Raw genomic sequence first — 26,203 nt, 5'->3', positions numbered from 1 at the left:
CGCGCTCCCCCCGATCGACGAGTCCCTGGCGGCCCCAGGGAGCCCGTTTATCCCATCGGACCCGAACGGATGTCAACCGGGAACCGGGGCAGGCGGATTGGCCCGCAGGACGGGTTCAGTCGCGCTTCTTCGGGACCTCCGGGACGGGCAGCAGCGGCAGCCGCAGCGCGCCGAACGCGCCCTCCGGCACGGCCGGCCGCACCGGCGCGACCGCCGCGACCCGCCGGTACTCCTCGCCCTGGGCCGGGCGCGGGTCCGCCTCGCCCTTGTTCGGCCACATCGACAGGGCACGCTCGGCCTGCGCGGTGATGGTGAGCGAGGGGTTGACGCCCAGGTTGGCGGAGACGGCCGAACCGTCCACCACGCTGATCCCGGGGTAGCCGTACAGCCGGTGGTACGGATCCACCACGCCGGTCTCGGGGGCGTCGCCGATCGGGCAGCCGCCCAGGAAGTGCGCCGTCATCGGGATGTCGAAGATCTCGCCGACGGTGCTGCCGGCGAAGCCGTTGATCTCGTCGGCCAGCGCCTGGGCGCCCCGCTCGGCCGCCGGGATCCAGGTCGGGTTGGGTTCGCCGTGGCCCTGGGTGGAGGTGAGCCGGGCCTTGCCGAGCGGGCCCTTCTTCAGCGAGACGGTGATCGAGTTGTCCAGCGACTGCATCACCAGGCCGATGATCGTCTTCTCGGACCAGCGGCGCTGGTCCATCGAACGGGCGAAGGTCAACGGGTGGAGCGCCGAGTTCGCCAGGTAGCGCAGCCAGCGCGGAATCGTTCCGCCGCCCTTGACCTGGGCGATGGACAGCGCGCCCATCGCGTTGGAGCCCTTGCCGTAGCGGACCGGCTCGATGTGGGTGTTGGCGTCCGGGTGGATCGAGGAGGTGATCGCGACGCCCTTGGTAAAGTCCGCCTTGGCGCCGTAGCACCGGTCGGTGGTCTGCGCGCCCACCAGGGCCTCGGAGTTGGTGCGGGTCAGCTCGCCCAGCCGCGCCGAGATCCGGGGCAGGTGGCCGCCGTCCCGCATCCGGTGCAGCAGCGACTGGGTCCCGTAGGTGCCGGCCGCGACGACCACCCGGGCCGCGGTGATCGTCCGCGCGCCCGCCTTCACCCGGTCGGTCTTCGAGCGCGCGTCGGTGCGGCGCACGTCCACCGCGTAGCCGCGGCTCCCGTCGGCCCCGCCGATCTCCCGGATCCGGGCCACCGTGGTCAGCGGGTGGATCTGCGCGCCGCCCTTCTCGGCCAGGTGGAGGTAGTTCTCGGTGAGCATGTTCTTGGCGCCGTGCCGGCAGCCGGTCATGCACTCGCCGCACTCCACACAGGCCTTGCGGGCCGGGCCTGCGCCACCGAAGTACGGGTCGGCGACCTCGCCGCCGGGCGCCGCCTTGGCGCTGCCCCCGGCGTCCCCGCCGTCGCCGAAGAAGACCCCGACCGGCGCCATGTGGAAGGTGTCGCCGACGCCCATCCGCTCGGCGGCCGCCTTGAGGTGGACGTCCGAGGGGGTGACGGTCGGGTTGAGCCGGACCCCGAGCATCCGCTGCGCCTGGTCGTAGAACGGCGCCAACTCCTCCTGCCAGTCGGTGATGTGGCGCCACTGCCGGTCCTCGAAGAAGGCCTTCGGCGGCACGTACAGCGTGTTGGCGTAGTTCAGCGAGCCGCCGCCGACCCCGGCGCCGGCCAGGATCAGCACGTTGGCCAGCAGGTGGATGCGCTGGATGCCGTACAGCCCGAGCTGCGGCGCCCACAGGTAGTTCGGCAGGTCCCAGGAGTTCCTGGGCAGTTCGTCCCGGTCGAAGCGCCGCCCGGCCTCCAGGACGGCGACCCGGTAGCCCTTCTCGGTCAGCCGCAGGGCCGCGACCGAACCGCCGAAGCCGGACCCGACCACCACCACGTCGTAGTCGAACTCCGCCGCACCGCCGGACTGCACCATCTGCCACCGCTCCTTCGCCGGGTGAACCTGCCTGTGGGTACCGCGAACCGGGCCCCGACCGTCCGGCGGGGCCCGGTTCGCGGTCGGGTCCTACTTGAAGCGCAGCGCCTTGAGCGCCCGCAGCCCGCCGGTCATCACGGCGGCGAACTGCTTGTCGTCCAGGCCGAACGAGGGCGCGAGCGGCACCAGCCGCTGGGTCGCGATGGTCTGCGCCTCGGTGAAGCGCAGGATGCCCTCGGCGCCGTGCCGGCGGCCCAGCCCGGAGTCGCCCATGCCGCCCATCGGCGAGCCGACCGAGCCGTACGCGGCGGCGTAGGCCTCGTTGACGTTGACCGTGCCGGTGCGCAGCCGGGCCGCGACCGTCCGGCCGCGCCGCAGGTCCCTGGTCCAGACGCTGGAGTTCAGGCCGTACGGCGTGGAGTTGGCGGCGGCGACCGCCTCCTCGTCGGTGTCGAAGCGGTAGAGGGAGACGACCGGTCCGAAGGTCTCCTCGGCGCAGACCGCCATGTCCGGGGTGACGCCGTCGAGGATGGTCGGCTCGAAGAAGAACGGGCCGAGGTCCGGCCGGGCGCGCCCGCCGGCCACCACGGTGGCGCCCGCCTTGACCGCCTCGTCCACGTGCCGGGTGGTGGTCTCCAGCTGACGGGCGGAGACCAGCGAGCCCATGTCCGCGCCGTACGCGAGGCCGCCGCCCAGGCGCAGCGCCCGGGTGCGGGCGGCGAAGCGCTCCAGGAACTCGTCGGCCACCGAGCGGTGCACCAGCAGCCGCTCGATCGAGATGCACAGCTGTCCGGCGGAGGAGAAGCAGGCCCGGACGGCGCCCGCGGCGGCCGCGTCGAGGTCGGCGTCGGCGAGCACCAACATGGCGTTCTTGCCGCCGAGTTCGAGCGAGGCCCCGACCAGCCGGGCGGCGGCGCGCTGGGCGACGTCGCGGCCGGTGCGGGTGGATCCGGTGAACGAGACGTAGTCGGCGTGCTCCACCACGGCGGGGCCGATCACCGGTCCGTCGCCGATCACGATCTGCCACAGGTCGGCCGGCAGCCCGGCCTCGACCAGCAGCTCCCGGGCCCACAGCGCGGTCAGCGCGGTCTGGGTGTCGGGCTTGTTGACCACCGCGTTGCCGGCCGCGAAGGCGGGCAGGGCGTCGCCGATGGACAGCTCCAGCGGGTAGTTCCACGGCGAGATGTGGCCGACCACGCCCTTGGGGCGGCGGGCCTCGACGGCGTGGGTGAGCACCGGCAGCGCGCCGCCGCGCCGCTTGTCCTTGAGGTAGCCGTGCGCGGCCCGTCCGTAGTGCCGGGCGGCCATGGCGACGGCCAGCACCTCCTCGAAGGCGTGCAGCCGGGCCTTGCCGGTCTCCGCCTGGATGAGGTCCAGCACCTCGTCCTGCCGCCTGAGCAGCAGGTCGTGGAAGCGCAGCAGGACGGCGGCCCGGCGGCGCACCGGCAGCGCGGCCCAGGCGGCCTGGGCGCGGCGGGCCAGCTGGAAGGCGACCTCGACGTCGGCCGGGGTCGACTGCGGCAGGCTGGCCAGCCATTCGCCGGTCAGCGGGGCGACGGTCTCCACCAGGTCGGGCTCGCCGGTGGCGGTGACGCCGGAGGCCAGCCTGGCGACCAGGGACGGCGGAACGGCCGCGGTGACGGTCCGGCCGCCGCCGGGGGCCGCCGGGTTGCCGGCGCCGGAGTGTTCGGTGGCCACTGCATCTGCTGTGAGGTCCGACATACGGCGCAGCCTAGGCGCTCGGCGGCCGGTCCGGTACCCGTGGGTAACAAGAATCTGCCCCAGTCGGGTGAAAGCGGGCGCCGCCCGGCCCGGTCAGCGGATCGGGGTGAAGCTGTTGAGCACCGCGTAGAAGCGCTGCTCGGCCTCGTTCCACTCGCTGCCCTTCTCCGGGCTGGACGAGTAGATCGCGTAGCTGGTGCCGTCCTGGCTGATGAACTCGGTCTCGATCGCGCGCCGGCGGCCGCCCTCCTTGGCCGCGTAGCTGAACTCCCAGACCGCCGCCTCCTGGCCCTTCACCGCCGTGCCGGCCATCCGGTGCTGCTTGTAGTCCTTGAGCGACTTGGAGAGGCTGGCCTCCATCTGCCGCATGTGCTCCAGCGGCTTGACCGACTGGCCGACGGTGACGGCGAACTGGAGGTAGTGCACCTTGCCGTCGGGGGTGTAGTAGATCTGGTTGTCCCCGGAGCTGATCCGCTGCCAGGACGGGGTCCCGTTCGGCAGCGGGAAGCGGAAGCCGGCCGGGTCGTCGACCCAGTGGTAGCCGTTGGGCGGCGCCACCGCGGGGGAGGCGTCGCTGGTGGGCTCCGGCCCGGTGGACTCGACCGCGGTGGGCGTCGGGTCCTCGACGGGGCCGCCGCCCACCACGTGCCGGGTGACGAGGAAGGTGCCCGCGGCGGCCAGCAGCCCGACGCCCACGGCTATGCCGACGATCTTCAGCAGGTTGCGGCGCTTGGCCGGTCCACGCGCGGGCGCGTACGGGTGCGGCACCGGCGCGACGGGCGCGGTGTGCGCCCGGGCCGCGTCCTGTGCGCCCTCGGTGGTGTCCGGTTCGGCGGGGGCGGGGGCAGGAGCCTTCGGCTCGGTCGGCTCCTCGGAGCCCTCGACCGGCTCCGCGGCCGGCGTCGGCCCCTCGCTGCGGTCCACCACCGGCACCGACTGGGTGGGCGTGCGCACCGACGCCACCGACTTCAGGCCCATCGTGTGCCCGGCCTGCACCTCGGCCAGCATCCGGGCCGCCTCGTCCGCCGTCGGCCGCTCCGCCGGGTCCTTCGCCATCAGCGCGGCCAGCACCGGCCCCAGCGGCCCGGCCCGCCGCGACTCCGGCAGCGGCTCGTCCACCACCGCGGCGAGCGTGGTGATCGGCGAGTCCCGCCGGAACGGCGACTGGCCCTCGACCGCCGCGTACAGCGTCGCCCCGAGGCCCCACAGGTCCGAGGCCGGCCCGGGCCGCTCGCCCTGGGCCCGCTCGGGCGCCAGGTAGTCCGGCGAGCCGACCAGGTCGCCAGGCCGGGTCAGCTCGGTCGAGCCCTCGTACTTCGCGATGCCGAAGTCCAGCAGCACCACCCGCCCGGTGCCGCGCTCCAGCAGCACGTTGGCCGGCTTCACGTCCCGGTGCAGCACGCCCAGCTGGTGGCCGCGGTGCAGCGCCGCCAGCACCTGGCTGCCGACCTCGGCGGCGGCGCGCGGCTGCAGGGTGCCGTCCTGGCTGATCACGTCGGCCAGCGAGCGGCCGTCGACCAGCTCCATCACGATCCACGGCCGGCCGTCCTGCTCCAGCACGTCGTGCACGGTGATCACACCGGGGTGCTTGATCCGCGCGGCCGCGCTGGCCTCGCGCTTCATCCGGGTGTGCAGGATCTGGAGGTCCTCCTCGGGCAGGTGGTTGACGGTCAGCTCCTTGACCGCGACCTCCCGGTCGAGCATCCGGTCCCAGGCCCGCCAGACGGTGCCCATGCCGCCCCGGCCGAGCCGCTCGCCGAGCTCGTACCGCCCGGCCAGCAACCGCTCCGCCTCGGCCGCCTCCGGCCGGTCCTGCACGCCCATCTGCGCCCGCTCCCCCACACATTCCGCCTGCCGTCACCGCGACGGAGGGCCTGGTGCAGACCACTGTTCGAACAAATCCCACGCACACATTAGGCGCACCTTGCCGCCCCCGGTAATCACGCCCACCCCCTGGACCGCAATGCCGGAATCCGAGCGGATCGTCAGCCCGCGAACAGCACCACCGCGACAATTCCCAGCGCGAGCAGCACAAACACCCCGCCCACCAGCAACGGCCCCAAGAGGGAGGGGGGTATCCGGGGCGGCTTCGCCCCGTTTCCTGCCCCGAAGTCCCCGCCGTTGCCGCCCTTTCGGGCACTCCCCCGCGCCCCGGAGCGCCCGGCCCTCCCGCCCCGCACCCGCGGCTGCCGCGGCACCGCCGGCGCCGCCGGGTCCAGCGCCGCGACCGCCGCCGCCCGCTCCTCGTCGACCGGCTCCGGCGCCCCCGCCAACAGCTCCGCCAGTTCCCCGCGCACCGCCTCCGCCGTCGGCCGCCGCACCGGATCGGGCTGCAGCAGCCGCTCCACCAGCGGCCCGAGCGGCCCGCACACCACCGAGGGCTCCCGCCGCCCGTCCCGTACGGCCGTCACCAACTCCGGCACGTCCCGCTCCGGGTACGGCGCACGGCCGGTGACCAGTCGCTGCGTCAGCACCCCGAGCGCCCAGCAGTCGCCCGCCGGGCCGCCGTCCAACGGCCAGCGCTCCGCCACCGGGCCGACCAGGGTGGCCCGCACCTCGTACCGCTGCCGCCCGCCCGGCCCGCCGAGCTCCTCGGCCAACGCCTCCTCCGCCACCCCGGCGAGCAGCCCGCCGAGCATCGCCGCGCCGTCCTCGCAGACCAGCACCGACTCCGCGGCCAGGGCGCCGTGGGTCAGCCCGGCCGCGTGCAGCGCCCGCAGCGCCCCGGCCAGGTCCGCCGCCAACTCGGCCGCCCGGTACGGCGGCAGCGGCCCCTGGGCGAGCAGCTCGGCCACCGTCCACCCGGCCGGCCGCTCCTCCACCGTCCACAGCAGCTCGTCCTCGACGAACGCGCCGACCCCGCGCAGCAGCCGCGGGTGCCCGACCGGCGCGGCCGAACCGACCGCCGCCACCCGCCGCACCAGCCGGTCCGCCCGCGCGGCGGCGGCCTCGTCCGGATCCTGGCCCACCGTCAGCACCGCCGGCAGCTCCAGGGCACTCAGCAGCACCGACTCACCGGTCCGCTCGTCCACCGCGCGGGCGCGCAGCGGTTCGGGACGGTCCGTCAGCCGGTACCGCCCCGCCAGCAACAACCCGGGGCCGCCTCGCATGCCAGTTCCTCTCGCTCGCCGACCAGCCTACTGAGCGGCTCCCTTAGGCTCGATCCCATGGACTGGACCGATCTGATCGACACCGCCTTCGAGGCATCCGGAAACAGCAGGGGCAACCGCGCCGAGGCGGTCCGCAACGTCGAGGCGAACATCATCGACGGCGAGAAGCCGGTCGCCTCGACCGCCGGGCGCCACCCCGACCACTTCCGCAAGGGAGTGCTGGTGCTGACCACCCATCGACTGCTCTTCCTGAAGGACGGGAAGCCGCCGGTCCCGGTTCCGCTCGCCGCCGTCACCGACGTCACCGTGACCCGTACCAAGCTCAACGGCGAAGTGCTCCTGGTGGTGGCGCTCACCGGCTCACACCGCTTCGAGGACGTGGTCAAGGCCGGCTTCTTCGCCGAACAGCTCCGGGCCGCCGCCCGGACCGCCCGCAACACCCCGAAGGCCCTCCCCACCGCACCGGCCGCGGACGCCACCGGCGAACAGCTGATCGGCCAGCTGGAACGACTGGCCGCCCTGCACGGTTCCGGCGCCCTCACCGAGGACGAGTTCACCCGCGCCAAGCAGCGCCTGATCGGCTAGGGCCCGTCGTCGACCGGCAGTTCTACACCTAGGGCGCCGGCTGGAAGCTGTTGAACACGACGTCCCGGACCGGGGCCTGCGCGGCCCACTCGGTGTCCGGGACGATCCAGTAGATCGAGTACCCGTACTTGGCCGGGGTGCCGGTCACGAAGCCGCGGTTGAGCGAGTGCGTCTTCGGCGTGCCGTTGGTCCACTCCCAGTCCGCCGCGTTGGTCCACTGCCGGTAGGTGATCGCCGCCAGGTTCAGCCGCTGGTAGTTGCTGACCTGACCGCGGACGTTCGGCTCCGACTCCTGCCAGTCCGCGACCGCGCTCGCCCCCGGCGACGTGGTCCACTCGATCCGCAGCTGACTGCCGTCGGCCGCGTTCTTGAAGATCCGCCGGTTGGCGTCCGACCCGGTCGGCTGCAGTCCGTCCGGCAGCACGACCGAGAAGCCGCTCGGGTCCTTGTACTCGTGGTACCCGGCCGGCACCCCCGCCGGCGTGGGCTGCGCCGGTGCGGGCTGCGCCGGCGCCGGGGGCTGCGCGGGAGCCGCCGGCGAACCGGCGGACTGCACGGGCGCGTCCGGCACCGCGGCCGGTTCACTGGTCGGCTGGGCGGGCGCCGGCGCGGGTTCGCTCGCCGCCGGCTCCGTACCGGCCACCACCGGCGCGGTGGCCCCCGCGCTCCGCGTGGCCCCGTCGCCCGACCCGGCGTCCCCGTTGCCGACCATCCGGATCACCGCCACCACGCCCGCGATCAGCAGCAGCACCACGATCACGGTGGCGATGGCCAGCCGCCGCCGGCCGGTGCGCGGATCGGCCCCGGCCGCCTGGGTGGCGCCCATCGTCCACTCGCTGGTCACCGGACGGATCGACTCCGGCGCCGGATCCCCCGACGGCTTCTCGGCGGGTTCCCCGTCCTGCGCCCGGCTACCGACCCGCACCGTCCCCAGCAGCCCGCCCACGGGACGCTTGCTGCCGTCCTCCGCCTGCTCCGGCTCCTTCTCCTTCTCCGCGGGCTCCGGAGCCTCGACCGGCTTCTCCAACGGCACCGCGTGCTGGGTGGTCGACTCGGCCCGCGAGGTCGACTCCGCGACCACCCGCTTGAGCATCGACCGGGTCTGCGAGGCGTCCAGCCGCTCGGCCGGGTCCTTCGCCAGCAGCCCCTCGATCACCGGCAGCAGCGGCCCGGCGTTCACCGGCGGGACCAGGTCCTCGGTCATCACCGCGGTCAGCGTGGCCAGCGCCGAGCCCCGGTCGTACGGCGGCCGTCCCTCGACCATCGCGTACAGCGTGCCGCCCAGCGACCACAGGTCGGCCGGCGGCCCGGGCTTCTGCCCACGGGCCCGCTCCGGCGAGATGTACGAGGGCGCGCCGACCAGCATCCCGGTCGAGGTGACCGAGGCGTCGCCCTCCACACTGGCGATGCCGAAGTCGGTGAGCACCACCCGGCCGTCCTCGCCGATCAGTACGTTGGACGGCTTGACGTCCCGGTGCAGGATGCCCAGCGCGTGCGCGGCGCTCAGCACGCCCAGCACGTCCAGCGCGATCTCCGCGGCCCGGCCGGGCGACAGCGGCCCGTCCTCCCGCACCACGTCGGCCAGCGAACGGGACTCGACCAGCTCCATGACGATCCACGGCCGGTCGTCCTCGTCGACCACGTCGAAGACCGTCACCGCCGAGGCGTGCCGGATCCGCGCGGTCGCCTTCGCCTCGCGCAGCGTCCGGGTGATCAGCCGGTGCTTCTCCTCCTCCTCGACGCTGGCGTTCATCCGCAGTTCCTTGACCGCGACGGTCCGGCCCAGCATCTCGTCCTCGGCGCGCCAGACCGTACCCATGCCACCGCGCCCGAGCACGCCGTTCAGGCGGTAGCGGCCCGCCAGGAGGCGGCCGGTGGAACCCTGCGCCTGGGTCATTCGGAACGTTCCCCCATGTGCTGCCGGCGGTCGTGGTGACGGCGCGTCGGCCCGACCTGGGTCCCGAACGCCCAAGCCTCCATCATCCCCTGTCCCGAGGGCCCTCGACCACCCACCCCCCGCCACAAGCCGGGACGAACCGGAACGGGTGCGGCGCTCCGTGCCCGATCTGTGATCGAAAACTCGCCAAGATCTGCCCCGGTCACTGCTACCGTTCGGCAGCTCATCGTCTTTCCGGGGGGATTCGACGCCCATGACCGCACCCGCACCGGGCACTGACGGCCCATCGACCCGGCCGCGCACCGCCCAGCACTACTCGGTCGCCCCGCTCCCGGCCGCCCCCGAGGGCTACATCGCCCCCGGCATGCCCGGCGCCCACGTCCCCGGCTTCGAACCCGCCGAACCCGCACCCCGCCGCCGCACCGCCCTGGCCGTGTCCCTGGCCCTGCTCGCCATGCTCCTCGGCGGCCTCGCCTACGGCAGCGCCCCCCTGCGCGCCGCCGACAGCCTCGGCTGGCTGGCCATCGCCCCCGCCGGCCTGGTCGCCCTCCCGCTCGGCCGCCTCGGCGGCCAGGGCCGCTTACTCCCCCTACTCGGCGCCCTCCTCGCCGCCGGCGCCCTCCTCCTCGGCCAACTGATCGAACACCTCCGCCGCGTCCACCCCGGAGCCCCCACCCCCCACGGTCTCCTGAACGACACCGTCACCACCTGGCGCGCCGACCTCCGCCCCCTCGACGCCGCCTTCTACGCCATCGCCCTCATCGGCGGCTACCTCCTCACCCGCCGCGCCGCCACCCGCAGCTGACCACCCCGCACCCGGGAAGGCCCACGGGCGCGCGGGCCGGAGCCCGCGCGCCCGAAAAGCCCGAAGGCCTCCACCACCGGCAGGGGCCCTCGTCACCACACCTCGACGTCAGCGGTGGTCCAGCGCCGGGTTCACCGTCACCTCGACCCGCTGGAACTCCTTGAGCTCCGTGTACCCCGTCGTGGCCATCGCCCGCCGCAGCGCGCCGAACAGGTTCATGGTCCCGTCCGGAGTGTGCGAGGGCCCGGTCAGGATCTCCTCGGTGCTGCCGACCGTCCCGAGGTCCACCCGCTTGCCCCGCGGCAGCTCCTCGTGGACGGCCTCCATCCCCCAGTGGAACCCCTTGCCGGGAGCGTCCGTGGCCCGCGCCAGCGCCGCACCGATCATCACCGCGTCCGCCCCGCAGGCGACGGCCTTCGGGATGTCCCCGCTGTACCCGACCCCGCCGTCGGCGATCACGTGCACGTAGCGCCCACCGGACTCGTCCATGTAGTCACGACGGGCCGCCGCCACGTCGGCCACGGCGGTGGCCATCGGCACCTGGATGCCCAGCACGTTCCGGGTGGTGTGGGCCGCGCCCCCACCGAACCCGACCAGCACACCGGCGGCGCCGGTCCGCATCAGGTGCAGCGCCGCGGTGTACGTGGCGCACCCGCCGACGATCACCGGCACGTCCAGCTCGTAGATGAACTGCTTGAGGTTGAGCGGCTCGGCGGCACTGGAGACGTGCTCGGCCGAGACGGTGGTGCCACGGATGACGAAGACGTCGACGCCGGCGTCCACCACGGCCTTGGAGAACTCGGCGGTGCGCTGCGGCGACAGCGCGGCGGCGGTGACCACGCCGGAGTCGCGGACCTCCTGGATCCGCTGCTTGATCAGCTCGGCGCGGATCGGCGCGGCGTAGATCTCCTGGAGCCGGCGGGTCGCGGTGGACTCGTCGGTGATCGCGGCGATCTCGTCCAGCAGCGGCTGCGGGTCCTCGTAGCGGGTCCACAGGCCCTCGAGGTTCAGCACGCCCAGACCGCCGAGGCGGCCGATCCGGATGGCCTGCTGCGGCGAGACCACGCTGTCCATCGGGGCGGCCAGGAACGGCAGCTCGAAGCGGTAGGCGTCGATCTGCCAGGCGATCGAGACCTCCTTCGGGTCACGCGTGCGCCGGCTGGGGACGACGGCGATGTCGTCGAAGGCGTACGCCCGTCGGCCGCGCTTGCCTCGCCCGATCTCGATCTCAGTCACTTCGAGCCCTTCTGCTTTGTTGCTCATGCCCACCGGGTCACCCCGGCCGCACCCCAGTATCCCGTACTACCGCTGGTCCCGCCCCGACGCCCCACGGCCCCGACAGCGCGAGGGGCCCGCCACCGCAGTGCGGCAGCGGGCCCCTCGGTCGTTCACACCGTTCAGCGGGCCGAGTAGTTCGGCGCCTCGACGGTCATCTGGATGTCGTGCGGGTGGCTCTCCTTGAGGCCCGCCGAGGTGATCCGGACGAACCGGCCCTTGCTCTCCATCTCGGCGACGGTGGCGGCGCCGACGTAGCCCATGGTCTGACGCAGACCGCCGACCAGCTGGTGCAGCACGGCCGACAGCGGGCCGCGGTACGGCACCTGGCCCTCGATGCCCTCGGGGACGAGCTTGTCGTCCGAGGCCACCTCGGCCTGGAAGTAGCGGTCCTTGGAGTACGAGCGGCCCTGGCCGCGGGACTGCATGGCGCCCAGCGAGCCCATGCCGCGGTAGGACTTGAACTGCTTGCCGTTGATGAACAGCAGCTCGCCCGGGGACTCCTCGCAGCCGGCCAGCAGCGAGCCGAGCATCACGGTGTCGGCACCGGCGGCCAGCGCCTTGCCGATGTCGCCCGAGTACTGCAGGCCGCCGTCGCCGATGACCGGCACGCCGGCCGCCTGGCAGGCCAGCGCGGCCTCGTAGATGGCGGTGATCTGCGGGACGCCGATGCCGGCGACCACGCGGGTGGTGCAGATGGAGCCGGGGCCGACGCCGACCTTGACGCCGTCCACGCCGGCGTCGATCAGCGCCTGGGCGCCGTCCCGGGTGGCGACGTTGCCGCCGACCACATCGATACTGACGGCCGACTTGATCTTCTCGATCCAGGCCAGCGCGTTGTGGCTGTGGCCGTGCGAGGTGTCCACCACGAGGAAGTCCGCACCGGCCTCGACCAGGGCCTGGGCCCGGTCGAACGCCTCGGCGCTGGCACCGACGGCGGCGCCGACCAGCAGACGGCCCTCGGCGTCCTTGGCGGCGTTCGGGTACTGCTCGGCCTTCACGAAGTCCTTGACGGTGATCAGGCCCTTGATCCGGCCCTCGTCGTCGACCAGCGGCAGCTTCTCGATCTTGTGGCGGCGCAGCAGGGCCATCGCGTCCACGCCGGAGATGCCGACCTTGCCGGTGATCAGCGGCATCGGGGTCATGATCTCGCGGACCTGGCGGCTGCGGTCCGACTCGAAGGCCATGTCACGGTTGGTGACGATGCCGAGCAGCTTGCCCGCCTCGTCGGCGATCGGCACGCCGGAGATGCGGAACTTGGCGCACAGCGCGTCGGCCTCGGCCAGGGTGGTCTCGGGGCCGACCGTGATCGGGTCGGTGACCATGCCGGACTCGGACCGCTTCACGAGGTCGACCTGGTTGGCCTGGTCCTCGACCGACAGGTTGCGGTGCAGCACGCCGACGCCGCCCTGGCGCGCCATCGCGATGGCCATGCGCGACTCGGTGACCTTGTCCATCGCCGCGGAGAGCAGCGGGATGTTGACGCGCACGTTCCGGGAGACCCGCGAGGACGTGTCCACCTGGTTGGGCAGCACCTCGGAGGCCCCGGGCAGCAGCAGCACATCGTCGTACGTGAGCCCGAGCATGGCGAACTTCTCGGGTACGCCTGCGGCGTTGTAAGACATTTGGGGGGTACCTTCCGTGGCCGGCCTTATCCGCTCACGCCCTGAGGGTGGGGGCGCATTCATCGCTCACTCGCGCAGACCGCCGAAGCCGGGTGCAATGGGAGGATCCTCCAAGGGGACCCCGCGCGCACCCGTCAAACTTTGGCAACCCGCCCAGGCGCCGATACCCAATGGTACTGGCACCGCGAATGTGCCCTCGTGTGCCCTTGACAACATCCCCGTCCCGGGGCTCATTCCCCCCGCAACCGGAGGAACCGGCACGAACCCGGACGGCCGGACGGCTCGGGCCGCCAGGTCAGGAGGACTCCTCCGCGAGCGCCCGCAGCCGGCTGAGCGCCCGGTGCTGGGCGACCCGGACGGCACCGGGGGACATCCCGAGTACCTCCCCGGTCTCCTCCGCCGAGAGCCCGGCGGCCACCCGCAGCAGCACCAGCTCGCGCTGACGGGCCGGCAGGTTGGAGAGCAGTTCCTTCGCCCAGGCCGCGTCGCTGCTCAGCAGCGCCTGCTCCTCCGGGCCGAGCGCCTCGTCCGGCACCTCGGGCAGGTCGTCCTGCGGCACGACGGTCGAGCCGGGCCCGCGCATCGCGGCCCGCTGGAGATCGGCGATCTTGTGCGCGGCGATCCCGTACACGAAGGCCTCGAACGGGCGCCCCTGGTCCTTGTACCGGGGCAACGCGCAGAGCACCGCGACGCAGACCTCCTGCGCGACGTCGTCCACGTGGTGCCGGGCCCCGCCGGGCAGCCGGACCAGCCTGGCGCGGCAGTACCGCAGCGCCAGCGGGTGGACGTAGGCGAGCAGCGCGTCGATCGCCGGGCCCTCGCCGCGCACCGCGGCCGCGACCAGCTCGCCCACCAGCGGCGAGCCGCCCGTGCCGAGCACCGGCGGGCGGCCAGGACCGGTCTCCCCGGCGGGACCGCCGGGATCGGCGTACGACGGATCGTGGCCCGGACCGGAGGGCTCGGCCTCCACCGGGTCCGCCTGGCCGGCCGCACCGGCGACGTCGTCACGCATCGGTCCATGGTGCCTGGTCGAGCGGGAAAACGCGGCACCGCGTCCGGAGTTGTGCACCGGAACGTTATGCGCTGCGGCACCGTACGGCGTACCGCGCACCACCGGCCCCTCCTGCACCGTGCCGCCTCCCGCCCCGTCGCCGTCGGTGGTCCCGTCCGTCGCGCCGTCCGCCGAGTGCCCCGCGGCCGTGTGGTTCGCCGCAGTGCCTGTCCGCTGGTCCCCGAGGTGCTCCACTCCTCCATGGTGCAACCTCGGGACCGTAACGTCACACGCCCGTGCGGGACCCGCTCCGGGAACCTCCGGCGGCACGCCGCAACCGGCGGCGCCGCCGGTGGTCAGCGGACCAGGCCCCAGCGGAAGCCCAGCGCCACCGCGTGCGCCCGGTCGGAGGCCCCGAGCTTCTTGAACAGCCGTCGGGCATGGGTCTTGACGGTGTCCTCGGAGAGGAACAGCTCGCGGCCGATCTCGGCGTTGCTGCGGCCGTGGCTCATGCCCTCCAGCACCTGGATCTCACGCGCCGTCAACGTCGGCGCGGCACCCATGTCGGGGCTGCGCAGCCGGCGCGGGGCGAGCCGCCAGGTCGGGTCGGCGAGGGCCTGGGTGACGGTGGCCCGCAGCTCGGCGCGCGAGGCGTCCTTGTGCAGGTACCCGCGGGCACCCGCGGCGACCGCCAGCGCGACCCCGTCGAGGTCCTCGGCGACGGTGAGCATGATGATCCGCGCGCCCGGGTCGGCGGACAGCAGCCGCCGGACCGTCTCGACCCCGCCGAGGCCGGGCATCCGGACGTCCATCAGAACGAGATCGGAGCGGTCGGCCACCCAGCGGCGGAGGACCTCCTCCCCGTTCGTCGCGGTGGTGACCCGGTCCACACCGGGTACGGTCGCGACCGCGCGGCGAAGCGCCTCGCGGGCGAGCGGGGAATCGTCGCAAACGAGAACGGAAGTCATGACCGTCGTCCTCCGCAGCTGATCCGCGTCACGTTGAGCCTCCTGGCTGGTACGAACCTCTCCGACACGGCCGATCGGCGACAGACTCCGTGCGATCGCCCCAACCTGCCCGCGATCGTTCCCGACGTCCGGCGCCCGCTAACCGCCTCCGCACTTCCAACGACCGTCACTCGAATGAGTTACGGCCTTCGGAGCCACCTCCACCACTGTACGTGGCCAATCCATTACCGATCAGCCGCATCGCGGTGCACACGCCGCACTTTTGCGCAGCTCGCGCGCGGTCGGCGTACGACCCGCACACCGATTCGGCACGTCGTGCGCCCGTCGGCCACCCGATTGCCACGCCCGCGCCCGGCGGAGCCCTTGCCCACTATGCCCGTTTTTATAGCTTTCGTATGGTCATTGACTGTTGTGCCAGTGTGTGGGTGACTTGTCCATGGAGTTGCCTTAAGTCATATTTCCAGGTGTCCACACCAGTGCAGAAGCCCGCCGCACCGCTCGGCAGCAGACCCGCCGAACGCCCGGCCCACGGCCGACAGCCTCTGAAGGGAATGAGCCATGGCAGATTTCTCCCGCCTCCCCGGTCCCAACGCGGACCTCTGGGACTGGCAGCTCTCCGCAGCCTGCCGTGGCGTGGACAGCTCGCTCTTCTTCCACCCCGAGGGCGAGCGCGGGGCCGCGCGCAGTTCGCGCGAGGCCAGCGCCAAGGAGGTCTGCATGCGCTGCCCGGTGATCGCCGAGTGCGCGGCGCACGCGCTGGCGGTCCGCGAGCCGTACGGCGTCTGGGGCGGGATGACCGAGGACGAACGCGAGGAGATGCTGGGCCGCTCACGACACCGGCTGGTCGAGGTCCCGCTCGCCCCGCCGGCGGTCGCCCAGCGCTAGACCCGCCCCTACGAGCGCAGTGAAGAAACGTTTCTTCGCGGCGCTTCAGCCTGTCGGCCCACCGTACGCCCGCCAGTTCACCCTGGGTGCGGCACCACGGCGGCTTCGTCACCCACCGTCAGCGATCGGCGGCCGCCCCCGCCAGCCGCTCCAGCATCAGAGCGACGGCCGGCACCTCGGCCAGGTCCGGCAGGGTCAGCGCGACCACCTGGCGCACCGCCGGCGCCCCGGAGGCCGTCCGCACCGGCACCGTCGACACGCCGTCAGGGCGCACCGATCGCAGCGCCAGCCGCGGCAGCACCGCCACCCCCAGCCCGGCCGCCACCAGGCCGACCACCGCCGGGTAGTCGTCCGTGGCGAAGTCGATCCGGGGCTCGAAACCCGCTCCCGCGCACAGCTCCACCAGGTGCCCCCGACACTGCGGGCAGCCGGCGATCCACTGCTCCCCCGCCAGCTCGGCCAGCTCCACGCCCTGCCCGGCCAGCGGATGGGTGGCGGGCAGCAGGCCCACCAGCGGGTCGTCCAGCAGCGGGGTGACCACCAGGTCGGACCAGTCCGTGCCGGCGGTCAGCTGCTGCGCCTCCAGGTTGGCCTCGGCCCGCGCCTCGCGCGGCGTGCCGTGGGCGGGCGCCGGGAGCGCGACGGCGCCGTCGGACTGCGGGTAGCGAAAGGCCAGCGCGATCTCGCACTCGCCCCCGCGCAGCATCGCCAGCGACTCCGGCGGCTCCGCCTCGACCAGCGACACGCGCACCCCCGGATGGCTGTCCCGCAGGCGGGCGACCGCGGGCGGCACCAGGGTGGAACTCGCGGTCGGGAAGGAGACCAGCCGCACCCGCCCGGCCCGCAGCCCGGCGATCGCGGCCACCTCCTCCTCGGCCGCGGAGAGCCCGGCCAGGATTCCGGTGGCATGCTTGAGCAGGACCCGCCCGGCCTCACTGAGCTGCATCCCGCGGCCCGAGCGGACCACCAGCGGGGTGTCCACCGACTTCTCCAGGGCCTTCATCTGCTGGCTGATGGCGGGCTGGGTACACCCCAGCTCGCGGGCGGCGGCGGAGAAGGAGCCGGTGCGGGCGACGGCACGCAGGACGCGCAGGTGGCGGGCCTCGATCATGCCTTAGTTATAAGGCAAACTTTGCATTCTGCAAAATTCTACTGATAGTTGAAGCGTGAAGGTGAACGCCGGAGGCCCGGCCCGCCTCCCCTCGCGGGGCGCGGACCGGGCCTCCGGTCAGGCGTCGGAGCCTCAGTGCGAGTGGCCGTGGCCGTGCGAGTGGCCGTGACCGTTGTCGGCCTCCTCCTCCTTCTTCTCCACCACGAGGGTCTCGGTGGTGAGGAGCAGGGAGGCGATCGAGGCGGCGTTCTCCAGGGCGGAGCGGGTGACCTTGACCGGGTCGATGACGCCGGCCTTCACCAGGTCGCCGTACTCGCCGGTGGCGGCGTTGTAGCCCTGGCCGATCTCCAGCTCGGAGACCTTGGAGGTGATGACGTAGCCCTCCAGGCCGGCGTTCTGGGCGATCCAGCGCAGCGGCTCGTGCAGCGCCTTGCGGACCACGGCGACACCGGTGGCCTCGTCACCCGACAGGCCCAGGCCGTCCTCCAGCACCTTGGCGGCGTGGACCAGGGAGGCGCCACCACCGGCGACGATGCCCTCCTCGACCGCGGCGCGGGTCGCCGAGATGGCGTCCTCCAGGCGGTGCTTGCGCTCCTTCAGCTCCACCTCGGTGGCGGCGCCGACCTTGATGACGCAGACGCCGCCGGCCAGCTTGGCCAGGCGCTCCTGCAGCTTCTCGCGGTCCCAGTCGGAGTCGGTCGCGGCGATCTCGCCCTTGATCTGGGCGACGCGGCCGGCCACGGCCTCGGCGTCACCGGCACCGTCGACGACCGTGGTCTCGTCCTTGGTGATGGTCACGCGGCGGGCGGTGCCCAGCACGTCCAGGCCGACCTGGTCGAGCTTGAGGCCGACCTCCTCGGAGATGACCTGGCCACCGGTCAGGACGGCCAGGTCGCCGAGGATCGCCTTGCGGCGGTCACCGAAGCCCGGGGCCTTGACGGCGACGGCGTTGAAGGTGCCACGGATCTTGTTCACGACCAGGGTCGACAGCGCCTCGCCGTCGACGTCCTCGGCGATGATCAGCAGCGGCTTGGAGGAACCGCCCTGGAGGATCTTCTCCAGCAGCGGCAGCAGCTCCTGGATGGAGGAGATCTTGCCCTGGTTGATCAGGATGTACGGGTCCTCCAGGACCGCCTCCTGCCGCTCCGCGTCGGTGACGAAGTACGGCGACAGGTAGCCCTTGTCGAACTGCATGCCCTCGGTGAAGTCCAGCTCCACGCCGAAGGTGTTCGACTCCTCGACGGTGATGACACCGTCCTTGCCGACCTTGTCGATCGCCTCGGCGATCAGCTCGCCGACCTGGGTGTCCTGGGCGGAGAGGGACGCGACGGCGGCGACGTCGTCCTTGCCCTCGATCTCGCGGGCCACCGAGAGCAGGTGCTCGGAGACGGCGGCGACGGCCTTGTCGATGCCCTTCTTCAGGGCGGCCGGGCCGGCGCCGGCGGCGACGTTGCGCAGGCCTTCGTTGACCAGGGCCTGGGCCAGCACGGTGGCGGTGGTGGTGCCGTCGCCCGCGACGTCGTTGGTCTTGGTGGCGACCTCCTTGACGAGCTGCGCGCCAAGGTTCTCGTACGGGTCGTCCAGCTCGACCTCACGGGCGATGGTGACACCGTCGTTGGTGATGGTCGGGGCGCCGAACTTCTTGTCGATGACGACGTTGCGGCCCTTGGGGCCGATGGTCACCTTGACGGTGTCGGCCAGCTTGTTGACACCGCGCTCCAGCGAGCGGCGGGCGTCCTCGTCGAACTGCAGGATCTTCGCCATGTTCCCTATTCCCTCGGGGCTGCGGCCGGGCCACCGGCCGCCGAACTACGTGAACCAACAACCACGCCCCGGGCCCCTGTCACTTGGGACACGGATCCGGGGCGGGTCGGGACGTCTTACTTCTCGATGATCGCGAGAACGTCGCGGGCGGAGAGCACCAGGTACTCCTCGCCCTGGTACTTCACCTCGGTGCCGCCGTACTTCGAGTACAGGACGATGTCACCCACGGCGACGTCGAGCGGCAGACGCTGGCCGTCCTCGAAGCGGCCCGGGCCGACGGCCAGGACGACGCCCTCCTGGGGCTTCTCCTTGGCGGTGTCCGGGATAACCAGGCCGGAGGCCGTGGTGGTCTCGGCGTCGAGCGGCTGGACCACGATGCGGTCCTCGAGCGGCTTGATGGCAACCTTGCTGCTGGTGGTCACGTCCGAGCTCCCCTTCGGAGATTACGGGGTTTTCTAACGGGTAGGGGCGATCCTGCGGGTCTGCCGTCGCGGGGGTCAGACACGCGTCGTCGCGTTAGCACTCTCCTGGTGGGGAGTGCCAAGGACGACCATAGGGCCGTGTTAGCACTCAGTCAACCAGAGTGCCAACGGCGCGCCCTCGGGCCTCCGGTTCGCGGATGAGTAGCCGTACTCATGTGCGAGGCGGCCCGCCCCGACAGACTCCCTGCCATGACCCCGATCCCGGCCCGTATCGACCCGTCCAGGCTCAAGGACGCGGCGCTCTCCCTGCTGGCACTGCCGCTGCTAGGAGCCGTACTGCCGTTCGTCGTCTTCTCCTTCGTCGTCTGCCTCGGCAGCGGCCCCGGGCACGGTGACGACGGGGACGGGCTCATCTGGGCCTTCCTGGGCATCGGGATGCTGGCCGCCCCGGTCGTCACGCTGGCCGTGGGCCTCGTGGTCGCCTTCCGCACCCGGCGGTCCGGCTACCGCTTCCTCCCCGTCACCGCCGCGCTCTCCCCGCTCGTGCTGCCGGCGCTCTTCTCCTCGGGCGTCCTGTGGCGGTGACGACGTCCGGCGTGGCCGTGACCGCGTTCCTCCTCGCCCGACCGGCGAGAATGGCCTCGTGGACACCGAGAACCTCCAGCCGCTGCTGACCCCCGAGGGCCAGGCCCTGCTCGCCGAACTGCGCGAGTTCACCCCCGAGGAGGAACTGGCGCTGGCGACGCGCCTGCGGCGGGAGCACCCGGCGGAGCTGGTGTCGGCGGCGTTCGGGCAGGCGCGGCTGCGGCAGCGGGCGCGGGCGAAGTTCGGGGCGGACGCCGACCTGATGTACTTCACGCCCAACGGGGTCGAGCAGTCCACCCGGCGCAGCGTCGCCGAGTGGCGGGCGCGACGGTTCGCCGACCTCGGCGTACGACGGCTGGCGGACCTGTGCTGTGGCATCGGCGGCGACGTGCTGGCGCTGGCCAGGGCGGGCATCGAGGTGCTGGCCGTGGACAAGGACCCGGCGGCCTGCGCCGCCACCGCGGCCAACGCCGCCGCGCTGGGCCTGGCCGAGCTGGTCGAGGTGCGCTGCGCGGACGTCGCCGAGGTGGACGTCACCGGCTACGACGCGGTGTTCACCGACCCGGCCCGGCGCACCTCGCGCGGCCGGGTGTTCGACCCGGAGGCGTACGCCCCGCCGCTCTCCTGGGCGATCGAGGCGGGCCGGCGCACCCCGATCGGCGCGCTGAAGGTGGCCCCCGGCATCCCGCACGAGGCCGTGCCCGAGGACGCCGAGGCCGAGTGGGTCTCCGACCACGGCGACGTCAAGGAGGCGGTGCTCTGGTTCGGCACCCGGGCCGCGAGCCCGCACCGCGCCACCCTGCTGCCGCAGGGCGCCAGCCTGACCGGCGGCGACCTGCCCGACCCGCCGGCCGGCCCGGTCGGGCGGTACCTGTACGAGCCGGACGGCGCGGTGATCCGGGCCCACCTGGTGGCCGAGGTGGCCGGGCAGGTGGGCGGCCGGCTGATCGACCCGAAGATCGCCTACCTGACCTCGGACGAGCTGGTCGCCACCCCGTACGCGCACGCCTTCGAGCTCACCGACGTGCTGCCGTTCAACATCAAGAGGCTGAAGGCGCTGCTGCGCGAGCGCGCGGTCGGCACGGTGGTGATCAAGAAGCGCGGGATGGCGATCACCCCGGAGGAGCTGCGCCGCCAGCTCAAGCCCTCCGGGCCGAACACCGTCACGGTGATCCTCAGCCGCACCGACCACGGACCGCTGATGATGCTGGGGCAGCCCGTACGGGCTCCTCAGGACGCGGGCGCCTGGACGTAGTCCTCCAGCCGGGCCACCGAGAAGCCCTGCTCCTGGATCCGGGCCAGCAGGTCGCCGAACATCTGGGTCATCGTGGCGCCCTTGAGCTCCTTGGGGCCGCGGAAGTGCGCCAGGATGATGTCGCCGGGCTTCAGCTTCTTGTCCCCCGACTGGTACTGCATGTCGTGGATCTGCATCGACTCGCGCCACAGCACGATCGCCCGCGGGCCGCACTGCTGGACGGAGGTGTTGAGCGTCGGGGTGTTGGCGCCGTCGCCGAACGGCGGACGGAACAGCAGTGGGGGCGTGCCGTACTGCTGGGTGAGCGCGGACTGCGCGTCGCAGATCTCGGACTTCTGCTTCTCCGCCGGGATCTTGCTCATCACCGGGTGGTCGACGGTGTGGTTCTGGACGTGGTTGCCGAGCGCCTGGAGCGGCTTGAAGTAGCCGTAGTCGTTCTTGACGATGTCCCGGGTCAGGAACATCGATATCGGCACCTTGAGGTCGGTGAGCATCTCGACGAACTTCGGGTCCTTCTCGGCTCCGTCGTCGATGGTGATGAAGACGACCTTGTCGCTCGTCTTCACCTCGCTGAACACCGGTACGGGGCCGGTCCGTTCGAGCTTGATCGGCTTGTCGGCGGGCGGCGCCGGGGCGGGGGCGAGCGGGGTGAGGTTCCACTTGGCCCAGGCCGCCGCGGCCGCTCCCGCGGGGGCGCCGGCCGAGGGGGTCGGCGCCGGCGCGGCGCTCTGGGGTGCGGTCGGCGCGCTCGTGGCGGCGGGGGCGGCGCTGCCGCCACCGCCCCCGTTGCCGCCGCACGCGGTGGCGAGGGCCAGCACGGCCAGCGCCCCCACCGCGTACGTCCTGGTCCTGCTCCGCCCGTCCCTGATCACCGCAGCCCGCTCCCGGTTCCCGTTCAGCCTTCTATCAGCTAAGCACGGTAACGACCGGGCCCACGGTTCCCGACCGGGGGCTACTCGACGGACTACTCGGAGGGCTGCTCGACGGACTGCTCGACGTGCTCGCTGGTGAAGGACCAGCGGTGCACCGGGCGGCCGAGCAGTTCGGCCGGCGGGTCGGCGACGGGCACCGGCTCGCCGGCCCACCAGGCGATCAGCAGCACCCTCTCACCCGGGGCGGAGAGCAGTTCGAGGCGCTCCAGCCCGGCCGAGCCGCGGAGTCCGGGCAGCGCCGACTCCCGTACCCAGGCGGCGAGTTCGGCCCCCCGGCCGGCGGCCGCCCGGGCCTCCCACATCGCGGCGACGGTCATGCCGCGCCACCGCCGAGGGCCTCGTAGGCCTGGCCGTGGAAGTCCGTGTGCGGCACGTGGACCTCGGTGACGGGCAGCGAGGAGTCCGCCGACAGGTCGAAGGCGGACGGCGTGCGGTCGCGCCACACCATCTCGGAGCCCAGCGCCGCGACCATCGCGCCGTTGTCGGTGCACAGGCCCGGCCGGGGCACCCGCAGCCGGATGCCGGCCCGGTCGCAGCGCTGCTGGGCCATCTCGCGCAGCCGCGAGTTGGCCGCCACGCCGCCACCGATCATCAGGTGGTCGACGCCGTTGTCCTTGCACGCCTTGACAGCCTTGCGGGTGAGCACGTCGGTGACCGCCTCCTGGAAGGACGCCGCCACGTCGGCGATCGGCACCTCCTCGCCGGCCCGGCGCTTGGCCTCGACCCAGCGGGCGACGGCGGTCTTCAGGCCGGAGAAGGAGAAGTCGTACTCCGGGTCGTTCCTGCCGCTCAGGCCGCGCGGGAAGGCGATCGCCTTCGGATCGCCCTCGCGGGCCGTGCGGTCGACGATCGGGCCGCCGGGGAAGCCGAGGCCGAGCACCCGGGCGACCTTGTCGAAGGCCTCGCCGGCCGCGTCGTCGATGGTCGCGCCGAGCGGGCGGACGTCGCTGGTGATGTCCTCGCTGAGCAGCAGCGAGGAGTGCCCGCCGGAGACCAGCAGGGCCATCGTCGGCGAGGGCAGCCGGCCGTGCTCCAGCTGGTCGACGCAGATGTGCGAGGCGAGGTGGTTGACCCCGTACAGCGGCTTGTCCAGCGCCCATGCGTACGCCTTCGCGGCGCTGACGCCGACCAGCAGCGCGCCGGCCAGGCCGGGGCCGGCGGTGACGGCGATGCCGTCCAGGTCGGTCGCCTTGATCCCGGCGGTGTCCAGCGCGCGCTGGATGGTCGGGACCATCGCCTCCAGGTGCGCCCGGCTGGCGATCTCCGGGACGACGCCGCCGAAGCGGGCGTGGTCGTTGACGCTGGAGGCGACCGCGTCGGCCAGCAGCGTGGTGCCGCGCACGATGCCGACGCCGGTCTCGTCGCAGGAGGTCTCGATGCCGAGGACGAGCGGTTCGTCAGCCATGGCGGGGGTCCTCAATGTCCTTCGGGTCGGTGCTGTCAGTGCTCGGGTGGTCGAGGCGCATCACCAGCGCGTCGACGTTGGCGGGCTGGTAGTAGCCGCGCCGGATGCCCACCGGTTCGAAGCCGTGGCGCTCGTACAGCCGCTGGGCGCGCGGGTTGTCCACCCGCACCTCCAGCAGCAGCTCGGCGCACTCGCGCCGGGCGGCCTCCCGGATCAGGTCGGTGAGCAGCGCCGCGCCGAGGCCGGCGCCCTGGTGGCGCTCGTCGACGGCGATGGTCTGGACGTCGCCCTCGCCGGCGATCGCCATCAGCCCGGCGTAGCCGACGATCCGGCCGTCCGGGGCGGTCGCGACGGTGTAGTGGCGGGTGCCGCCGGGGTGGGACTCGGCCAGCTCGGACCAGAACATCCCGGCGGACCAGGCGTCCTCGGGGAAGAGCCGCAGCTCCAGCTCCAGCACCGGCGCGATGTCCCACCAGCGCATCGGGCGCAGGGTGGTGCCGTGGTTCACGCCGGGAGCACCGCCTTGTAGCCCGCGGGGACCTGGGCGTCCGGGCGGCGCAGGTACAGCGGGTGGTTCGGCAGCAGCTCGCGCCCGGCGGCCAGTTCGGCGGCGGCGAAGCCGGCCAGCGCGCCGGCCGAGACGTGCGCGGGGCCGTGGGCGCCGGGGAAGGCGTCGGGGTAGAGCAGCGCGCCGGCGCCGACGGAGCGTTCCTGCGGGGTCAGCTCGGCCGGGCGGTCCACGCCGGGGCCCTCGGTGCGGCGGCCCTCGGCGTCGTACGAGGCCCAGTAGACCTCCTTGCGGCGCGCGTCGGTGGCGACCGTGAACGGCTGCCCGGCCAGCCCCTCGGCACGGGCCTGGAAGGCGATCGCGTCCAGGGTGCAGACGCCGTGCACCGGCAGCCCGAGCGCGTGGCCGAGCGCGGCGGCGGTCACCAGGCCGACCCGCAGGCCGGTGTACGGGCCGGGGCCGACGCCGACGGCGATGCCGGTCAGCCGGTGCTTGTCCACACCGGCGGCCCGCAGCACCTGGTCGATCGCGGGCAGCAGCAGTTCGCCGTGGCGCCTGGCGTCGACCTGGTGGGTCTCGGCGAGGACGGCCGTGCCGTCGTGGACGGCGGCGGTGACGGCGGGGGTAGCGGTGTCGAACGCGAGCAGCAGCACGGGGTCAAGGTTAGACCGACGTTGGGCCGACCGGCCGATCGGCAAGGTGTACCACCCAGGAACACACATCCGAGGCGCTGCGACCCGCGCGGATGAACCTGGCACGATGGGGCCGTACGTAAAGGGACGGCGGCGGGAGCGGCAACGTGGCGAAGATGGGTCCTGGAGTGGTGGTCACGGGGTTGACCCTGGGGGCCCTGGCGGTGGTGAGCCTGCTGGCCTTCCAGGCCAACGGCGCCCAGGACCGGGCGGGCGGCGCCAAGCCCACCACCACCACGGCGACCGGCACGGCCACCGCCGCGGCGCCGACCGCCGCACCCACCCCGACCGTCCCGGCGCTGCCGGCCGGCGCCGTCTCGGGCACCGGCATCCGGGTGGTGTACTCGATCGGCAGCCACTACGTCTGGCTGGTCGACCCGAAGAAGACCCCGCAGGTCGCGGCCGCCTTCCCGGTCACCCCGGGCTCGGTCGAGCCGGCCCCCGGCAGCTACGCGGTGTACAGCCGCACCCAGACCACCACCGGGTCGGACGGCAAGCAGATCGAGCACGTGGTGCGCTTCGCGCAGCAGAACGGCGTGGTGTTCGGTTTCAGCGCGGCGGTGGACGGCGCGACGCCGACCGTCGACCCGAGTGCCAAGACCGGCGGCATCCGCAGCGGCCGCCCGGAGGGGCAGCTGCTCTGGGACTTCGCGCCCAAGGACACCAAGGTGGTCGTGATCGCCTGATCCGGGCGGCCCGCTCGGGGGCCGGGAGGACCGGCCTCACGCGGCCCGGGGCGTCCGCGCCTCGGGCCGTTCGTGCTGCCCGGGCCGGGGTTCGGGCGGAGTGGACACCGCCTCGGCGGCCGCGCACGCAGCCAGTAGCGCCCGCATCGGCTCTCCCGGAGCGCGGCGGGCGGAGTCTCCGGCCCCGGCGGCGGGGACCGCGCGCTTCGGGACGGGGGTGGGGCTCGACATGGCGCCTCCCTAGTTAGGCAGACCTAACCGCAGCACCCATCCCACCACGCCCGGCACCCCGCCCGCAACATCTTGCCGACAGCTTGTCGGCAACGTGTCGGCAACGCGTCGGCTATCCGAGGTCCGCCAGCGCCGCGTCCGCCCAGCGCGGGCCGATGCCGGTCAGCACCACCCGGCGCGGGTCCTGGTCGTCGCCGTCCGCGGTGGCACCGATGGCACGCTCGATCCGGACCTCCAGCCGGTCCTCGGACAGCCGCTCGACCTTGCCCTCGCCCCACTCGACCACGACCACCGACTCGGGCAGCGAGACGTCCAGGTCGAGGTCCTCCATCTCGTCCAGGTCCCCGCCCAGCCGGTACGCGTCCACGTGCACCAGCGCCGGGCCGCCGACCAGCGAGGGGTGCACCCGGGCGATCACGAAGGTCGGCGAGGTCACCGCCCCGCGGACCTGCAGGCCCTCCCCCAGGCCGCGGGTCAGCGTGGTCTTCCCCGCCCCCAGCTCGCCGGAGAGCAGCACCAGGTCCCCCGGCCGCAGCAGCGCGGCCAGCTCCCGGCCGAGCCGGCCCATCCGCTCCGGGGTTGGGACGGTGAGAGTGGCGTGCGAGCCCATGCGCGTGTCTTGCCCTTCGGTCCGTACCGGCGCACCGACCACCGGCCGCCACCGCTACCGTGCCACATCCGCGCGCCCCCGTGCGGCGGGCGGGGCCCTGAGCCGGGCCCGGGATCACACCGGATCGGCGACGCTGCCCGCGGCCCGCTCCCGGGCCAGGTCGAGGACGGCCGCGGGCAGCGGCGCCGCCCCCGCGAAGCCGCCCGAGATAGGAAGAT

At 73.3% G+C, this 26,203-nt stretch carries 24 protein-coding genes; 6 read left to right on the top strand and 18 right to left on the bottom strand.

Annotated features, from left to right (window positions below):
- Nucleotides 1-115: 115 nt before the first annotated feature.
- The 4 genes from ACWDBE_RS35045 to ACWDBE_RS35030 all read right to left on the bottom strand — a co-directional run bounded on the left by ACWDBE_RS35045 (nt 116) and on the right by ACWDBE_RS35030 (nt 6,753).
- Nucleotides 116-1,921, bottom strand: coding sequence for a GMC oxidoreductase (locus ACWDBE_RS35045; RefSeq protein WP_449788202.1), 1,806 nt, complete (start codon nt 1,919-1,921; stop codon nt 116-118).
- Nucleotides 1,922-2,011: 90 nt separating this feature from the next.
- Nucleotides 2,012-3,643 (bottom strand): succinic semialdehyde dehydrogenase, encoded by a 1,632-nt coding sequence (locus ACWDBE_RS35040; protein ID WP_449809960.1) that lies wholly within the window; start codon nt 3,641-3,643, stop codon nt 2,012-2,014.
- 93 nt (nt 3,644-3,736) lie between these two features.
- The gene (locus ACWDBE_RS35035) at nt 3,737-5,467 is read right to left on the bottom strand and encodes a serine/threonine-protein kinase (protein WP_449788200.1); all 1,731 of its coding nucleotides are present in this window, start codon (nt 5,465-5,467) and stop codon (nt 3,737-3,739) included.
- Between the two features lie 161 nt (nt 5,468-5,628).
- Nucleotides 5,629-6,753, bottom strand: coding sequence for a protein kinase domain-containing protein (locus ACWDBE_RS35030; protein WP_449788199.1), 1,125 nt, complete (start codon nt 6,751-6,753; stop codon nt 5,629-5,631).
- Nucleotides 6,754-6,810: 57 nt separating this feature from the next.
- On the opposite strand from ACWDBE_RS35030, the gene ACWDBE_RS35025 reads away from it, so the two are divergent.
- Nucleotides 6,811-7,338 (top strand): SHOCT domain-containing protein, encoded by a 528-nt coding sequence (locus ACWDBE_RS35025; RefSeq protein ID WP_449809959.1) that lies wholly within the window; start codon nt 6,811-6,813, stop codon nt 7,336-7,338.
- 28 nt (nt 7,339-7,366) lie between these two features.
- Here the strand turns inward: ACWDBE_RS35025 and ACWDBE_RS35020 are convergent, their stop codons facing one another.
- Nucleotides 7,367-9,235, bottom strand: coding sequence for a serine/threonine-protein kinase (locus tag ACWDBE_RS35020; RefSeq protein WP_449809958.1), 1,869 nt, complete (start codon nt 9,233-9,235; stop codon nt 7,367-7,369).
- 253 nt (nt 9,236-9,488) lie between these two features.
- Here ACWDBE_RS35020 and ACWDBE_RS35015 point away from each other — a divergent pair, with 253 nt between their 5' ends.
- Nucleotides 9,489-10,040, top strand: coding sequence for a hypothetical protein (locus ACWDBE_RS35015; protein ID WP_449809957.1), 552 nt, complete (start codon nt 9,489-9,491; stop codon nt 10,038-10,040).
- A gap of 108 nt (nt 10,041-10,148) precedes the next feature.
- Here ACWDBE_RS35015 and ACWDBE_RS35010 read toward each other — a convergent pair whose 3' ends face one another.
- The 4 genes from ACWDBE_RS35010 to ACWDBE_RS34995 all read right to left on the bottom strand — a co-directional run bounded on the left by ACWDBE_RS35010 (nt 10,149) and on the right by ACWDBE_RS34995 (nt 14,899).
- Nucleotides 10,149-11,276, bottom strand: coding sequence for a GuaB3 family IMP dehydrogenase-related protein (locus ACWDBE_RS35010; protein ID WP_392867258.1), 1,128 nt, complete (start codon nt 11,274-11,276; stop codon nt 10,149-10,151).
- 161 nt (nt 11,277-11,437) lie between these two features.
- Nucleotides 11,438-12,940, bottom strand: coding sequence for an IMP dehydrogenase (guaB, locus tag ACWDBE_RS35005; RefSeq protein ID WP_449809956.1), 1,503 nt, complete (start codon nt 12,938-12,940; stop codon nt 11,438-11,440).
- Between the two features lie 295 nt (nt 12,941-13,235).
- Nucleotides 13,236-13,952 (bottom strand): sigma-70 family RNA polymerase sigma factor, encoded by a 717-nt coding sequence (locus ACWDBE_RS35000; protein WP_449788194.1) that lies wholly within the window; start codon nt 13,950-13,952, stop codon nt 13,236-13,238.
- A 335-nt stretch (nt 13,953-14,287) separates the two neighbouring features.
- The gene (locus tag ACWDBE_RS34995) at nt 14,288-14,899 is read right to left on the bottom strand and encodes a response regulator transcription factor (protein ID WP_014136228.1); all 612 of its coding nucleotides are present in this window, start codon (nt 14,897-14,899) and stop codon (nt 14,288-14,290) included.
- Nucleotides 14,900-15,457: 558 nt separating this feature from the next.
- Here ACWDBE_RS34995 and ACWDBE_RS34990 point away from each other — a divergent pair.
- Nucleotides 15,458-15,784 carry a WhiB family transcriptional regulator gene (locus ACWDBE_RS34990; RefSeq protein WP_049654358.1) on the top strand — a complete coding sequence of 109 codons (327 nt, stop codon included), beginning with the start codon at nt 15,458-15,460 and terminating at the stop codon, nt 15,782-15,784.
- Nucleotides 15,785-15,902: 118 nt separating this feature from the next.
- Here ACWDBE_RS34990 and ACWDBE_RS34985 read toward each other — a convergent pair whose 3' ends face one another.
- From ACWDBE_RS34985 to groES, 3 genes are all read right to left on the bottom strand, one after another.
- Nucleotides 15,903-16,895, bottom strand: a complete 993-nt coding sequence (locus tag ACWDBE_RS34985; protein ID WP_449788193.1) for a LysR family transcriptional regulator — start codon at nt 16,893-16,895, stop codon at nt 15,903-15,905.
- A gap of 132 nt (nt 16,896-17,027) precedes the next feature.
- Complete coding sequence (gene groL, locus ACWDBE_RS34980; protein WP_449788192.1) at nt 17,028-18,659, bottom strand: chaperonin GroEL; 1,632 nt, start codon at nt 18,657-18,659, stop codon at nt 17,028-17,030.
- Between the two features lie 116 nt (nt 18,660-18,775).
- On the bottom strand, nt 18,776-19,081 hold the full coding sequence (gene groES / locus ACWDBE_RS34975; protein WP_014136232.1) for a co-chaperone GroES: 306 nt from the start codon (nt 19,079-19,081) through the stop codon (nt 18,776-18,778).
- Between the two features lie 249 nt (nt 19,082-19,330).
- Between groES and ACWDBE_RS34970 the strand changes: the two genes are divergently transcribed.
- Nucleotides 19,331-19,666, top strand: coding sequence for a hypothetical protein (locus ACWDBE_RS34970; protein ID WP_449788191.1), 336 nt, complete (start codon nt 19,331-19,333; stop codon nt 19,664-19,666).
- 58 nt (nt 19,667-19,724) lie between these two features.
- Nucleotides 19,725-20,921, top strand: coding sequence for a THUMP-like domain-containing protein (locus ACWDBE_RS34965; protein WP_449788190.1), 1,197 nt, complete (start codon nt 19,725-19,727; stop codon nt 20,919-20,921).
- On the opposite strand, the gene ACWDBE_RS34960 is transcribed toward ACWDBE_RS34965, so the two are convergent.
- The 5 genes from ACWDBE_RS34960 to tsaB all read right to left on the bottom strand — a co-directional run bounded on the left by ACWDBE_RS34960 (nt 20,897) and on the right by tsaB (nt 24,419).
- On the bottom strand, nt 20,897-21,793 hold the full coding sequence (locus ACWDBE_RS34960) for a polysaccharide deacetylase family protein (protein ID WP_449788189.1): 897 nt from the start codon (nt 21,791-21,793) through the stop codon (nt 20,897-20,899). The genes ACWDBE_RS34965 and ACWDBE_RS34960 overlap by 25 nt on opposite strands.
- Nucleotides 21,794-21,885: 92 nt before the next feature.
- Nucleotides 21,886-22,170, bottom strand: a complete 285-nt coding sequence (locus ACWDBE_RS34955; protein ID WP_449809955.1) for a hypothetical protein — start codon at nt 22,168-22,170, stop codon at nt 21,886-21,888.
- Nucleotides 22,167-23,258: a tRNA (adenosine(37)-N6)-threonylcarbamoyltransferase complex transferase subunit TsaD gene (tsaD, locus tag ACWDBE_RS34950; protein ID WP_449788187.1), complete on the bottom strand. Its 1,092-nt coding sequence runs from the start codon at nt 23,256-23,258 to the stop codon at nt 22,167-22,169. The genes ACWDBE_RS34955 and tsaD overlap by 4 nt, the downstream gene beginning before the upstream one ends.
- Nucleotides 23,251-23,739, bottom strand: coding sequence for a ribosomal protein S18-alanine N-acetyltransferase (gene rimI, locus ACWDBE_RS34945; RefSeq protein ID WP_449788300.1), 489 nt, complete (start codon nt 23,737-23,739; stop codon nt 23,251-23,253). Before rimI ends, tsaD begins: the two co-directional genes overlap by 8 nt.
- A gap of 23 nt (nt 23,740-23,762) precedes the next feature.
- A complete protein-coding gene (gene tsaB, locus ACWDBE_RS34940) occupies nt 23,763-24,419 on the bottom strand; it encodes a tRNA (adenosine(37)-N6)-threonylcarbamoyltransferase complex dimerization subunit type 1 TsaB (RefSeq protein ID WP_449788186.1) in 657 nt (218 codons plus the stop codon).
- Nucleotides 24,420-24,574: 155 nt separating this feature from the next.
- Between tsaB and ACWDBE_RS34935 the strand changes: the two genes are divergently transcribed.
- Entirely contained in the window at nt 24,575-25,144 is a 570-nt protein-coding gene (locus ACWDBE_RS34935) for a hypothetical protein (RefSeq protein ID WP_449809970.1), read from the top strand.
- Between the two features lie 343 nt (nt 25,145-25,487).
- On the opposite strand, the gene tsaE is transcribed toward ACWDBE_RS34935, so the two are convergent.
- A complete protein-coding gene (gene tsaE / locus ACWDBE_RS34930) occupies nt 25,488-25,985 on the bottom strand; it encodes a tRNA (adenosine(37)-N6)-threonylcarbamoyltransferase complex ATPase subunit type 1 TsaE (protein ID WP_449788185.1) in 498 nt (165 codons plus the stop codon).
- Nucleotides 25,986-26,203 lie beyond the last annotated feature (218 nt).

This window comes from Kitasatospora sp. NPDC001132, assembly GCF_053598415.1.
The sequence above is the reverse complement of the archived record's forward strand: the minus strand, read 5'-3'. Positions and strand labels throughout refer to the sequence as shown.